Genomic DNA, 13,658 nt, shown 5'->3' with positions numbered 1-13,658 from the left:
CAGTGTAGTGCTGGCAGTTTTTTTAACGGTCTTGATTGGCTCGATGAGCTTCGTTCATTTGTTTGATCCGCTGAATTGTTTCTTTGATTTCTTCCTTAGCCTCTGGATACGTTTCATTAAAATGCTTTGCTAGAGGGGGCATGCTTTTTGCAATATGAGAATAGATCACCCACTGTTTCACATCTTGTTTCAGTGCGTCTGTTGATTCACCAAGCAGTAGCTCTGTATATTTATCAAGCAAGCCCTCAAGCTTTTCATCTAATTCATTTCCCATTGAGTTTCCACTCCCTTTTTAAGAAAAAAGCCTGACTCTGTGCGTAACAGATGTCAGGCTTTTGACATACGATTATCTTGCAGCAAGAAATGTCTCCGCTTGCGCTTGCTGCACAATACAGCGTCCTCTGCCATGCGGAATACATAATGGTGTTCCGAATAAAGGATCTGTTGTCACTTGGCAGTTCATATCAAAGACATTTTTCACAAGATCACAATTAATGACCGTTTCTGGTCTTCCTTCTGCATAAATCGTCTTGTCTTTAATCGCTACAAGGTGATGAGCATATCTGCATGCGAGATTTAGGTCATGAAGAACCATGACAATCGTGCGCTGCTCTTTTTCATTTAAGTCAAACAGAAGGTCTAAAATTTCAATTTGATGCGTCATGTCTAAATACGTCGTCGGCTCATCTAACAAGATGATATCCGTCTCCTGCGCTAACGTCATCGCAATCCATGCACGCTGCCTTTGTCCACCTGATAATGAATCGACTGTTCGATCAGCGAGGTCTTCCATCTTCGTTGACTTCAGTGCGCGATTCACTGCTTCTTCGTCTTGCTTCGACCACTGCTTCAGCCAATTTTGATAAGGATATCTGCCTTGCTTCACTAATTGATGTACCGTCAATCCTTCTGGCGCTTCTGGTCCTTGCGGAAGAATGGCGAGCTGTTTTGCTACTTCCTTTGTTGGTAATTTGGCAATGGAATGACCTTCAAGCAGGACAGAACCACCCATTGGCTTCATGAGACGGGCCAAAGAGCGAAGTAGCGTGGATTTACCGCATCCATTGCTGCCAATAAATACTGTGATTTCACCCTTAGGGATTGATACATTTAGTTCATCTATGATCATTGTTTCTCCGTAGCCTAAGCTTAAACCTTCAGTAGAAATGGCACTCATTCCGCTCAAACGCTCCTTTTCTCATGCAAATTTTTTATATGAAATATCGTCTATGTATAGACGGAAAAGATCACTTATCTCAATTTAGTGTATCAGATTTAAGTGATCTTGAAAATCATTTTCAATTAAAAAATGAGAAAGTCTCGTTTCACTTCTTCTTTTGGAATGTACGTTTGGTCCCATCATCAAGCTTAATATCGACCTGAATCCGCTGATAATCATCGTCTAGATTAAAAGCGGCTAATAGCTCATTTACATACGCTTCATTGATCGTCGCACTAGGAATGGACATATCATTTAGCTTCATCTTCATCTCGCGTAATGCTTCTTCACCCTCATAGCGGACACCGTTCATATGATCACGAATGAGTGCTTCTTCCTTGCCTCTTGCCTGACGATAGGTGGCTTCGTATAATTCGCTTTTCTGCCCGTATTGAACATGCAGGTGGAGATGCTCAAAAGGAAGTTCCTTCATTTGAACCGCTGAGAGACTCTCTGCTTCTGCTTCCTTTGTTTGCTGCAGCGGTTCGATCGATTGGCAGCCAGACAGCATAAAAAGCAGCACTCCTATTTGTCCCGCCTTCTTCCAACACATCATGTGCTTCCTCCTATTTCTTATCATCGCTTTTTATTCTTCTCCATCCTTCTTTTCGTTATTCAATAAAACAGCGGACTATGGTAGATTGAAACAAAAAGGAGAACGAGATGATGAAAAGAACAGCCATTGTAACTGGTGCCAATAGCGGCTTTGGCAAGCTCATCACGATAGGTCTCGCCAAGCAAGGCTATAGAGTGATTGCGGGCGTCAGGCAGGAAGCCAATGCGAAAAAGCTTGCCGAAGAGATCAAGCAAGCCTCTTTATCCGAAGCGATACATATTGAAGCATTAGATGTGACAGATACACAGTCGATTCAAGCATTTCAGAAAAAACTACATGCTTACGCACCCATATCCCTGCTTGTCAACAATGCGGGAACAGCCTATGCGGGTTTTGCTGAAGAGGTTCCTGTTGACACGTACCGCCTGCAATTTGATGTAAATGTCTTCGGAGTCATGGAAATGACACAAGCCGTCCTTCCGTTTATGACAAGTGGTGCAAAGATATTCAACATGAGCAGCATCAGCGGATTAATGGGAATGCCCGCACTTTCTCCATATGTATCCTCCAAGTTTGCTTTGGAGGGCTATACAGAGAGCTTACGCCTTGAACTGGCTTCGTTCGGTATACAGGCAGCCTTGATCGAGCCAGGCTCTTTCCAAACGAATATTTGGAACACGTCTATGAACGAGCACATGTTGCAGCCAGGGGAAGGCTCAAAATACAAAAGCATCTATCAAAAGATGATGGCTTATATCAATGCCCAGAAAACCAACTACGGGGACCCTCGTGAAGTCGCAGAGCTTGTAATTCGATTAGCCGAGAAGAAACGGCTGAAAAAGCTGAGATATCCGATTGGGAAAGGGGTACGACTTTCATTCACAGCCAAGCAGCTCTTGCCTTGGAGCATGTGGGAAAAGATCATATTACGTACTCTCTCTTCAAAAAAATGAGCATAAAAAAACAGGAGGACCTTTAACGTCCACCTGTTTTTCATTTATTCAGTTTCAGACTGTCCAAGGGTAATGTCTAGATTTTTGTTTTTCCCTTCACGAATGACAGTCATTGTCGTTTTATCGCCGACTTTTGTTTCTTTGTACAGAATTTCTTTCAGCTGAGAGCTGTTCGCCACGTCTTTCCCTTTAAATTTGATGATGACATCTCCAGACTTCAAGCCTGCTTTTTGTGCAGGTGATCCTTTTGATACATCCTTTACGTAAATCCCTTTGCCGATTTGTTTATCAAATAGGCCGAGCGTATTTTCTTGATACGTTTCAGGCACTTGCTCAAGGTCAATCATTTGTACGCCAAGGTAAGGACGTTCAACCTTTCCATTTTTCAACAGCTCATCTACAATCGGTTTGACATCGTTACTTGGAATCGCAAAACCGAGTGATTCCACACCGCTTTCGCTAATTTTTAAGCTGTTGATGCCAATGACTTGACCATCTGTATTAATGAGTGGTCCCCCGCTGTTTCCTGGGTTAATCGCTGCATCTGTTTGCAGTACATTCATTTCCACCGTACCAGATGATGTGTTCGCTTCAACTGTACGATCAAGACCACTAATAATCCCTTCTGTCACAGTACCAGAGAACTGTGCACCAAGCGGGTTCCCAATCGCGATCACTTTGTCTCCAGCACGGAGCTTAGCAGAATCACCAAAGCTTGCCACTTTATCAATGCCGTCTGCATTGATTTCAACAACAGCTAAATCTGTCATCACGTCACTGCCGACAAGCTTCGCGTCTTTTGTTTTCCCGTCATAAAGAGTGACCTTTAATTTATTGGCACCCTCGACTACATGGTTATTTGTAATGATGTACGCTTTTTTGCCATCTTTTTTAAAGATGACACCAGAACCTGTTCCAGCTTCAGCTTCTGTTGAATCACCGCTGAGGCCAAACGAATTTTGTGTAGATTGATAGTTTGAGACACCTACAATGGTTGGCTCTAAATCTTCTACCATATCAGCGACATTCGTGGCATTGGTGATTTGTTTTGTTGAGAAATTATCAGAGGTGGCAGGCTCACTTGATGCTGTTTGCGTTTGTGTGTTTGCAGCTGTGTCCTGTGACTGCGGCAAAAGCGGTGTAATGCCAAGCACAAGGCCGCCGCCAATAATCCCTCCAAGGATCGGACTGAGCCATGCCGCTTTCCGCTTTTTCTCCTTTTTCGACGCACGGTCATCCCCCAGTTGAGGAGAATGGTTTGTCACACTCTCCTGAGTGGCAGATGCTTCGTTTTCATGAGGTTGAAAAACAAGTTCCTTTTCTTTTTCTGGTTCGTCTATTTGTTTCTCATTCTCTTGATGCACATCTTCTTGATGATTCATCTTCTTCTCTTCATCTTCTCTTCGGAAATCCATGGCTTGCACTCCTTTACATCGTGTTCATGACTTGCTTGATTCATATGTGTAGATAGGACTCATGTCCTCTTAATGGCAATATCATTGAAGATACTTCATGACAATATGTCAAATTATATAATACTTATTCATAGAAAAAAAGCAAGGTGCGCACATTCGTGAAAAGCACCTATTGATCTGCCTTTTGTCTAAGCCCTTTTTTCCCTTGAGCTTATCATAAACAAACATTATGGGATAATGATGAGAAGAATATGTGAAATTGTGAAAAAAGCGTGTGATTGTTGACATGCCGCCTTTGTATCCCGTTATAATGACGTTGAGAGGATGTGGAAGACTTTGTCGTACACCATTTATTTAGTGGAAGATGAACAAAACTTAAACGAACTTTTAACCAAATATTTAGAAAGTGAAAATTGGAATGTCTCCTCTTTTTTAACCGGAGAAGCGGCACGCGGGGCAATGAACAAGCCGCCGCATCTATGGATTTTAGATATCATGCTGCCTGATACAGATGGCTACACACTCATTAAAGAAATCAAAGCCGCATCACCGGACGTACCGGTCATTTTCATTTCAGCACGCGATGCAGATATCGACCGTGTCCTCGGCTTAGAGCTGGGAAGCAGTGATTATATTGCGAAGCCATTTCTTCCGCGCGAGCTGATCATTCGGGTGCAAAAGCTGCTTGAGCTTGTGTACAAAAATAGCGATACTCCGCAGCAGAAAAGCATCACACCCGTCTCCTCCTATGTCATTCATGAGGATGTAAGAGAGGTGTATGAAGGAGATCAGCTGATTAACTTAACTTCTAAGGAATTTGACTTGCTGCTTTTATTTACACATCATCAGGGACATGCTTTTTCTCGTGAAGATATCCTCGTCAAAATATGGGGACATGATTACTTCGGGACAGATCGTGTGGTCGATGATCTTGTCAGACGGCTACGCAAAAAAATGCCCGACTTAAAGGTCGAGACCATCTATGGATTTGGCTATAGGATGCTAAAAGGATGAAGAACAAACCGCTCGCTTTTCAAATTTGGGTCGTCATTTCTGGTATTTTGCTCACGATCTCGATTGTCCTGATCATTCTATTTTCCAATACATTACGTAACTTTTTCACGAATGAAATTTATAAAAATATCGAAAATGAACAGCAGGTGCTCACAGAATATCCGTTGAACCGAGACGGCTCGCCAAAGTCGACACCGGAAAACCGCTCGGTACAGCACATTCTGATTCCGTCAGATGAATTAAACCAAATGGCGCAGTTTTTTCCGCATGCCTTTATTGAGAAAATCCAATCCTTTGTGAAAAAACAAAAAAGCGTAACGAAACGCTATTCCGAAGAGGTGAATGGCCAGCACATCTTTTTTGTCATCAAAAAAGTATCAACAGACAATACACAATATATTCTTCTGTCCTATGCACCAGACTCTTATCGTGACGACCTGTCCTTTACGCTGTTTAAACAGCTGATCTTTATCCTGGGCACCGTTATTTTATTAAGCTGGATTCCATCGATTTGGCTTGCCCGCTACTTATCTCGTCCAATCGTTGCGTTTGAAAAGCACGTGAAGCGGATTGCGCAAGAGGACTGGGATGACCCTGTCATCGTTGACCGGCAAGATGAGATCGGAAAGCTTGGTCATACCATTGAAGAAATGAGACAAAAGCTCATTCAAAAAGATGAAACAGAACGGACTCTTTTGCAAAATATATCACATGACTTAAAGACACCTGTCATGGTCATCCGCGGCTATACGCAGTCGATTAAAGATGGTATTTTTCCTAAGGGAGATCTTGAACAAACGGTGGAAGTCATTGAAGGTGAAGCGGAAAAACTTGAGAAGAAAATCAAGGATTTGCTGTACTTAACAAAGCTTGATTATTTATCAAATCAACACCCCGCACATGCTTCCTTCCTACTCAGTAATACGATGCTGGAAGTGGTCGACCGAATACGCTGGTCGAAAAATGAATTGCAGTGGAACGTGGACTTAGATGATGAGGCTGCTCTTGAAGGCGATCCAGAACAATGGAGTAAATTATTTGAGAATGTACTAGAAAATCAACTTCGCTACGCAAAAAGTACAATTGATATTCAACTGAAACAGGAAGAGGATCAAATACGCATTGTCATTCGTAATGACGGTCCTCCAATTGAAGAACATATGCTATCCAGCCTATACGAACCTTTTAGTAAGGGAAAAAAGGGCGAATTCGGTATTGGATTAAGCATTGTCAAAAAAATTCTCTCCATGCATCAAGCGTCTATATCGATTGAAAATGATGATCTAGGTGTACGTTATACGATCACGGTTTCAAAGAAGAGACTGTAGGTTTTTGACCGCAGTCTTTTTTAGATGAATGAATACCCATTGAAATCACGGTATGTGGCTTTGATTTTCTTGCCAGCTTGATACATCCATTTCTTTTCAATGGTTGTCTCTTTTGGCATTTTAACTTTTTCTACTTGAATTCCTTTTGTTCGCAAGCGTCTCATCATATCATCGATTTCTCTCATGGAACATCATCCTTTCACATTTTTTGACCAGTTGGTCACCTTACTTTATAATATAAAGAATTACACTGTAAAAAACAAGTTACAATCTGATTAATTTTTGAAAACTTTCGTCGTTTATGACCGATAAGTCACATCTCTTTGCGCACGTTTCCTAAGACATTTGTCTCTCGGTAAGAAAGGATGACATTCATATTGAAAAAGAAAGAGAAAATGATCATTGAGGCCGGCATGAAATTGTTTGCCAGCAAAGGCTACAATACAACGTCTGTTCAGGAAATTGCGGATGAATGCCACATGTCAAAGGGTGCTTTTTATCTTTATTTTAAATCAAAGGAAGCACTGCTCATTTCAATCTTACATTACTATTACGATAAGGTATTTACCCGGATTCACGAGGTTCAAACAGAGGGCGGCACACCAAAGGAAGCCTACCGCAAACAGCTTACTGTCTACTACGATAATATTTTGCAGCAAAAGGATTTTATTAAAATGCAGCTGAGCGATCGAGCACTGCCATTGAATGAAGAAACGCAGCAGCTTGCAAAACAAATCAGACTTGCCACCATTCAGCTTCACATTGATAACATTAAGCAGGTATATGGAGATGCAGCGATTCCTTATATGGCTGATCTTTGTTTGACGATTGAGGGCATGAGCCACGTTTATTTCGAGCTTGCGATTTTATATGATTTTCAGCTGGAGGCTGAGGAGCTAGCGGCAACAATGATTCACCGTATCGATGATTTGATGGGCGGTATGATGGGTCGAAACGATTTTCCGCTCATATCTGTAGATCAAGCGAGCGATTGGTTTGGTCCTATTTATGAACGGTCATTCGACCCGCTGACAGAATCTCTTTTAAAAGAATTAAGAGAGCAGGTTGAAGCACACTATGAAGTGAAAGACGAGCCAGATTTATTTGAAGCGCTTGGCATTTTAGAAAATGAATTAAACAAACAAAAACCAAGACAAGTCATCGTGAAAGGCATGCTGTACCAACTGAAATTGTTCGGACCGCTCCAATCCGTATCTGAGTCACTTTTGCGCATTTTGAAAGAGGATCATTTGTAACACCCAGGGCAGTTCCCTGGGTATTCATTTTGTTCACATCACGTTCAATGAAAAAACCAGGGGCAGCCGCCCCTGGTTTCTTATTTTGCTTTCGGTGTCACCATTTCTTCTGGTTTCACAAACTCTTCAAACTGCTCTTCTGTTAACAGTTCTAATTGAAGTGCTGCTTCTTTTAACGTTAAACCTTCTTTGTGAGCAAGCTTCGCAATTTTCGCTGCATTTTCATATCCGATGTGCGGGTTAAGTGCCGTCACAAGCATCAATGAATTGTTCAAGTTTTTCTCGATTGTTTCTAGGTTTGGTTCAATTCCAACTGCACACTTGTCATGGAATGAGTTCATGCCGTCAGCAAGTAATTCAACTGATTGCAGGAAGTTATAAATGATGACCGGCTTAAATACGTTCAGCTCAAAGTTTCCTTGGCTGGCGGCAAAACCGATTGTTGCATCATTCCCCATAATTTGCGCTGCAATCATTGTTAATGCTTCACTTTGAGTTGGGTTGACTTTACCTGGCATAATGGAGCTTCCCGGCTCATTTTCAGGAATGATCAATTCACCAATTCCACAGCGCGGACCACTTGCCAGCCATCTCACATCGTTGGCAATTTTCATTAAATCAGCTGCAAGTGCTTTTAGGGCACCGTGTGCATACGTAATTTCATCATGGCTTGTCAGCGCATGGAATTTGTTTGGTGAAGAATTGAATGTTTGACCTGTCAGCTTGCTGATTTCCTCAGCGACATATTGACCGAACTCAGGATGTGCGTTAATCCCTGTACCAACAGCCGTTCCGCCAATCGCAAGCTCTCTCATTTTTTCAGTTGATTCTAAAATCATTTCTTTTGAACGGTCCAGCATATACACCCAGCCGCTAATCTCTTGACCTACTGTCAGCGGTGTTGCGTCTTGCAAGTGCGTACGGCCGATTTTAACAATCTCTTGATACGCTTTTGCTTTCTCATCAAGAGTCGCTCTTAATTGATCAATCGCAGGCAATAATTTTTTGTACACAGCTAAAACAGCTGCCACGTGCATAGCAGTTGGGAATGTGTCGTTTGAGCTTTGGCTGCGGTTGACGTCATCATTCGGATGAATGCTGAACTCACTATTTTTATCTTTCAAGTAAGCAGTTGCTCTATTTGCAACGACTTCGTTCATATTCATGTTGCTTTGCGTTCCACTGCCTGTCTGCCATACAACAAGCGGGAAATGCTCGTCATACTTTCCACTGATGATGTCATCACATACAGCAGCAATTGCTTCTGCTTTTTCGCTTTCAAGGTTGCCAAGACGTTCGTTGGCAATCGCTGTGCTACGTTTCAAAATTGCAAACGCATTCACAACTTCCTTTGGCATTTTCTCAGAACCGATTTTGAAATTTTCTTTGCTTCGTTGTGTTTGTGCACCCCAGAACTTGTCCTTTGGCACCTTGATTTCGCCCATTGTATCTTTTTCGATTCTAAATTCCGTCATTATGTATCCCTCCATAGCTTCTATACACTCAACTCTATTCTATACAAAAAACGAAAATCCTTTAAGCGTTTTCAATTAAAATTTTATCTTTATTTTAATTTTAGTTCAATATAAACGCGAACATCTTTCGAATATTTGTATTTTGGATTCGTTTTTCCGTAATCCTTTGATGTATATGTCACTTCATAATGCTTGTCAAACGACTGTAGAATACGGTCAATCTCCTCTTTTGTTCCTGCTAAACGAATTTGTGCCATCTTGTTTCCTCCAAAACCCTCTTTCTTTTACCACAAAATAATGTAACACAGAATATTGTTTTTTCAAGCAGGTAATGCTAAGAAAAAGTTATTGAGGCGGGTGATCCTTTTGAATCAGACTCCATTGAAAGAGCACTTATACGATAATCTCTCCGTCATTCTCCCGCAATTAAAGGAAATGGATGATTTGGTCCATGAGAAAAAAACACTGCCTCACGGGCAGGTTGTTTACTATTTATACATAAAAGAATTGAACGAAAAGATGGAGATTCAAACCTTTTTGAAGCTGCTTCTCCAAGATCATACGGCTCTCACAAAAGAGAAGCTGGAATCCAATTTATCGATGATGACCACACGTTCGGTGAAGACCTCTGAAGAATTGGTCGATGCGATTTTTGAAGGGCATTGCGTGGTGCTGATTAATGGATTTCAGCATGCCTATATTTTAGAAACACATGGAACGAAGAAACGCAGCTTAGGGGATTCCACATCTGAAACAGTCGTGAGAGGCCCAAAAATTGGCTTTATAGAAGATTTAGATACAAATTTAGCCCTCGTAAGACAGCGTTTGAAAAACCCTGATCTCAAAACCGTCGATATGAAGATTGGTCAACAGAAATACACCAAGGTGACCATCATGTACATCGACGGTATCGTTCAAGTACCTGTTTTAAAGGAAGTCAAAAAACGGCTTAAGCAAGTCACCATTGATGATATACAAGACTCTGGTGTTCTTGAGGAGCTGATTGAAGACAATGTGTACTCTCCTTTCCCGCAAATTCAAAACACAGAACGGCCGGATAAAGTGGCGTCTGCTTTAAATAATGGCCGGGTCGCCATCTTTGTCGACCATTCACCTTTTGTGTTAATTGTACCTGCATCGCTTGCGACAATTATGCAATCACCCGATGATTATTATGAGAGATGGATCGCCGCCTCTCTTATTCGTTTGCTGCGGTTTACCTCGATCTTTTTTACGTTATTTTTATCAGCCATTTATATTGCGCTTGTGTCGTACCATCAAGGTCTTTTGCCAACCACTCTGGCTATTACGATCTCCAGCACAAGGGAAAATGTCCCGTTTTCACCCATTGTCGAGGCACTCATCATGGAGATGACCATTGAGTTGCTGCGGGAAGCTGGCTTAAGGCTGCCAAATCCGCTCGGTCAAACGATCGGACTTGTTGGCGGGGTTGTCATTGGACAGGCTGCCGTTCAGGCACATATTGTCAGCTCAATCATGGTGATTATCGTTAGTGTCATTGCACTTGCATCCTTTACTGTTCCTCAATATGGGATGGGCATGTCCTTTCGCGTGCTCCGCTTTGTGTCCATGTTTACTGCGGCTACCTTTGGTTTATATGGGATTGTGCTGTTTATGCTCGTACTCCTTACTCATTTAACGCGGCAAAAAAGTTTTGGCACTCCGTATTTCTCACCAGATTTTGTGTTCAGCTATAAAAACGAAGACAATTCCATCATTCGATTGCCTTTAAAAAATCAAAAGAAAGGAGAACGACATGGTCAATCATAAAGAGTCGATTACAAGCTATCAGGCAAGTGCCATTATTGCCAATACAACACTAGGCGCAAGTATGATGATTCTGCCAAGAGCAATGGCTCAGGCTGCAGCTACACCTGACGGCTGGATTGCACTCTTACTCATGAGTGCCATTTACATTGTGTTTATTTTTGCGAATGTCCTCATGATGAAAAAAGTCCCCTTCTCCTCTTATTATGATTATACGATCGAGGGACTTGGAAAATGGATTGGCGCTCTTGCCAACCTCTTGATTATTATTTATTTTCTTGGCGTTGCCAGCTATGAAGTACGAGCGATGTCGGAAATGGTGAAATTCTTTCTGCTTCAAAACACACCTGTAGCGGTGACAATGATCAGCTTTATTGTGGTTGGTTTTTATCTTGTGATTGGCGGAATTGGTGATTTAGCCAGGCTTTTTCCTTTTATTCTAATTGTGACGCTCATCATCTTATTTGTCGCTTACGGACTTAGCGTGCAAGAATTTAAGTTAGATAATCTCCGGCCCGTTTTAGGAGAGGGGTTCTCCCCTGTCTTCAATTCCTTTAATGCATCAGCCATATCATTTGTCGGCATTGAAATGATGCTGTTTATGCCTGCTTATCTGAACACGCAAAAACACACCTTTGCTTATGGAACAGTCGGCTTTTTGATTCCTGCGATTATTTATATTTTCACTTATATTCTTGTGATTGGTGCGCTGACTGTCAAAGAAACGGCGACTTTGACTTGGCCGACCATTGCCTTATTTCAATCCTTTGATATTCAGGGGATTTTTATTGAACGAATTGACTCGTTTTTGCTTATCGTTTGGCTGGTTCAGCTGTATACAAGCTTTGTCGGATATACATTTTTTGCTGCAATCGGAGTATCCAAACTGACCAAGTTTCCTAAGAAGGTGGTCCTCGCTTTAATGGGAATTGTCATTTACTTTGCAGCCATTTTCCCAAAGGATGTCGATACAGTGCGAGATTATTTAACCTATGTGAACAACCTCTTTTTCCTGCTGTTCGGCATTCTCCCGTTTCTCTTATTTTTTATCGTTTTTTTCAAAAGGAGGCGGAAAACATCATGAAAAGGAAGACAGCTTGTGCTCTTTTGACGCTGGTTCTATTAAGCGGTTGCTGGGATAGTACAAATATTGAGGAGCTTAACATGGCGATTGGGTTTGCAGTAGATAAAGGGGACCAAGGACATAAATTAAAGCTGTCTATGCAAGTCCTCGTTCCTCAAAAGATCGATCAAGAAGCAAGCATCAAAGACCCTACGAAAATCATTGAAACAAGCGGGGATTCTATGCATCAAATTTTCCGTACAACGGCGCTGAAAAGCCACCGCATTTTCGCCCAGCAGCTAAGGGTGTATTTGTTTTCTGAGGAGCTCATCAATGAGAATAATTTCGACCTCGTCATCAATCAATTCATTCGAGACAATGAAACGCGGAGAGGAAGCCTCGTCTTTATGACCTCTGAGAAACCTGGGGACATGCTGAAAATCAATGACGACGGACAGCCAGCCTCTTCGACCTTATACGATCTTTCAGAAAACAGAAAAACGGCCATTTCCATGTTCAAGACGGTCTCATTAGGAGATATTTCTTCTGCCATGCAAAACAATGTATCTTTTGCTCTTCCGAAAGTCAGCGTCGATCAAGGAAAATTAATGCTCGACGGTGCCTCTATTATTAAGAATAGACGATTTCTCACCAATATCTCTCCTTCAGCAGTGCAGTCATACAATTTGTTGACAGGGGACGGAGAAGGCGGGGTCATTGAATTTGAATATGATCACAGCATCTATTCTTTTGAGATTTTCAAAATCAAGCACCGTATCAAAACGCATAAATCAGCCAGTGGAAAATATCAATTTGATGTGTCAGTGGAGCTTGATGGGCGATTGTCTGAGGATTGGAATGAACGCGAAAACGCTTTTAATGAAAAGTATCTCAGAGAAATTGAAGGCGTTGTCAAGCGTCGATTAGAGACAAGCGTTAAAGATTTCATCAAGGAATTACAGCATGAGATCAAAGCAGATATTTGCGGGTTCTATCAAAAGGCGAGTATTGCCTACCCAAAGGACTTTCGAAAAGAGGCAAAACATTGGGATGAGATTTTTAGTGAATCAGATATTCGTTACAAAGCAAATGTGAAAATCCGTGACTTCGGGACTAAGGGCGCAACACAATCCTTATAGAGTATGTTAAAATGGTAAGAAAAAAAGGGTGTCAATCATGAAACGAGCTTTACTTTCGGCCGGCATTCTATTTTTGATTCTAGGAATACTCCTGTTAGTCGTTGTATTCATGCAATCAAAAGAAGATTTCTTCATTGAAGCCGACAGCTTTTCGAGCACATTTTTGATCGTGATTTATTATGGACAAACCCCTGCGCTCCTTCTTATTGGAGGCGGTTTATTCGTCGGACTTTCACAGATCATTGGTTTGCAGGAGAAAAAAGCAGCAGTGGCAAAGGAGAGCGTAAAGCTATTATCCGAGATGAAGAAAGCCCTAGAAGACAAATCGGCCGAGGAGCAGGAGGCTTTTCCAGTTCCTGAGCTCCATCAACTATCCGAACGTCCGATCACAGGACAGAAGGACTAATTTAACGCATGTTCTAGCAGCTTTCATTTGAAAGCTGTTTTTTGTT

Annotated in this window: 15 protein-coding genes; 8 read left to right on the top strand and 7 right to left on the bottom strand. The window is 41.8% G+C overall.

Going from position 1 to position 13,658, the window contains the following annotated elements; all coding sequences use genetic code 11:
• Positions 1-22 precede the first annotated feature (22 nt).
• From C6W21_RS13635 to C6W21_RS13625, 3 genes are all read right to left on the bottom strand, one after another.
• On the bottom strand, positions 23-274 hold the full coding sequence (locus C6W21_RS13635; protein WP_066030425.1) for a YusU family protein: 252 nt from the start codon (positions 272-274) through the stop codon (positions 23-25).
• A 72-nt stretch (positions 275-346) separates the two neighbouring features.
• Positions 347-1,177, bottom strand: a complete 831-nt coding sequence (locus C6W21_RS13630; protein WP_003213584.1) for an ABC transporter ATP-binding protein — start codon at positions 1,175-1,177, stop codon at positions 347-349.
• Positions 1,178-1,325: 148 nt separating this feature from the next.
• Positions 1,326-1,772, bottom strand: coding sequence for a YusW family protein (locus C6W21_RS13625; RefSeq protein ID WP_189318203.1), 447 nt, complete (start codon positions 1,770-1,772; stop codon positions 1,326-1,328).
• A 110-nt stretch (positions 1,773-1,882) separates the two neighbouring features.
• Between C6W21_RS13625 and C6W21_RS13620 the strand changes: the two genes are divergently transcribed.
• Positions 1,883-2,728 (top strand): oxidoreductase, encoded by an 846-nt coding sequence (locus C6W21_RS13620; protein ID WP_223249586.1) that lies wholly within the window; start codon positions 1,883-1,885, stop codon positions 2,726-2,728.
• Between the two features lie 44 nt (positions 2,729-2,772).
• On the opposite strand, the gene C6W21_RS13615 is transcribed toward C6W21_RS13620, so the two are convergent.
• Entirely contained in the window at positions 2,773-4,143 is a 1,371-nt protein-coding gene (locus tag C6W21_RS13615; protein WP_106050796.1) for a S1C family serine protease, read from the bottom strand.
• Between the two features lie 336 nt (positions 4,144-4,479).
• Between C6W21_RS13615 and C6W21_RS13610 the strand changes: the two genes are divergently transcribed.
• Both C6W21_RS13610 and C6W21_RS13605 read left to right on the top strand, forming a co-directional pair.
• Positions 4,480-5,157, top strand: a complete 678-nt coding sequence (locus C6W21_RS13610; protein WP_106050795.1) for a response regulator transcription factor — start codon at positions 4,480-4,482, stop codon at positions 5,155-5,157.
• Positions 5,154-6,485, top strand: a complete 1,332-nt coding sequence (locus tag C6W21_RS13605) for a sensor histidine kinase (RefSeq protein WP_106050794.1) — start codon at positions 5,154-5,156, stop codon at positions 6,483-6,485. The genes C6W21_RS13610 and C6W21_RS13605 overlap by 4 nt, the downstream gene beginning before the upstream one ends.
• Before the next feature lie 20 nt (positions 6,486-6,505).
• Here the strand turns inward: C6W21_RS13605 and spxO are convergent, their stop codons facing one another.
• Positions 6,506-6,670: an anti-adapter protein SpxO gene (spxO, locus tag C6W21_RS19050; RefSeq protein ID WP_095285802.1), complete on the bottom strand. Its 165-nt coding sequence runs from the start codon at positions 6,668-6,670 to the stop codon at positions 6,506-6,508.
• Between the two features lie 192 nt (positions 6,671-6,862).
• On the opposite strand from spxO, the gene C6W21_RS13600 reads away from it, so the two are divergent.
• Positions 6,863-7,741 carry a TetR/AcrR family transcriptional regulator gene (locus C6W21_RS13600; RefSeq protein WP_106056494.1) on the top strand — a complete coding sequence of 293 codons (879 nt, stop codon included), beginning with the start codon at positions 6,863-6,865 and terminating at the stop codon, positions 7,739-7,741.
• A gap of 80 nt (positions 7,742-7,821) precedes the next feature.
• Here the strand turns inward: C6W21_RS13600 and fumC are convergent, their stop codons facing one another.
• The gene (fumC, locus tag C6W21_RS13595; protein ID WP_106050792.1) at positions 7,822-9,216 is read right to left on the bottom strand and encodes a class II fumarate hydratase; all 1,395 of its coding nucleotides are present in this window, start codon (positions 9,214-9,216) and stop codon (positions 7,822-7,824) included.
• Positions 9,217-9,305: 89 nt separating this feature from the next.
• Complete coding sequence (locus tag C6W21_RS13590; RefSeq protein WP_003213147.1) at positions 9,306-9,473, bottom strand: YvzF family protein; 168 nt, start codon at positions 9,471-9,473, stop codon at positions 9,306-9,308.
• 109 nt (positions 9,474-9,582) lie between these two features.
• Between C6W21_RS13590 and C6W21_RS13585 the strand changes: the two genes are divergently transcribed.
• From C6W21_RS13585 to C6W21_RS13570, 4 genes are read left to right on the top strand one after another with little or no spacing between them, the layout of a single operon-like run.
• On the top strand, positions 9,583-11,007 hold the full coding sequence (locus C6W21_RS13585) for a spore germination protein (RefSeq protein ID WP_106056492.1): 1,425 nt from the start codon (positions 9,583-9,585) through the stop codon (positions 11,005-11,007).
• Entirely contained in the window at positions 10,994-12,088 is a 1,095-nt protein-coding gene (locus C6W21_RS13580) for a GerAB/ArcD/ProY family transporter (RefSeq protein WP_106050790.1), read from the top strand. Before C6W21_RS13585 ends, C6W21_RS13580 begins: the two co-directional genes overlap by 14 nt.
• Complete coding sequence (locus C6W21_RS13575) at positions 12,085-13,206, top strand: Ger(x)C family spore germination protein (RefSeq protein ID WP_106056490.1); 1,122 nt, start codon at positions 12,085-12,087, stop codon at positions 13,204-13,206. The genes C6W21_RS13580 and C6W21_RS13575 overlap by 4 nt, the downstream gene beginning before the upstream one ends.
• 37 nt (positions 13,207-13,243) lie before the next feature.
• Positions 13,244-13,612, top strand: coding sequence for a hypothetical protein (locus tag C6W21_RS13570; RefSeq protein WP_106050788.1), 369 nt, complete (start codon positions 13,244-13,246; stop codon positions 13,610-13,612).
• Positions 13,613-13,658: the final 46 nt, after the last annotated feature.

This window comes from Bacillus sp. NMCN1, from assembly GCF_002998085.1.
Taxonomy (GTDB): Bacteria; Bacillota; Bacilli; order Bacillales; family Bacillaceae; genus Bacillus.
The sequence above is the reverse complement of the archived record's forward strand: the minus strand, read 5'-3'. Positions and strand labels throughout refer to the sequence as shown.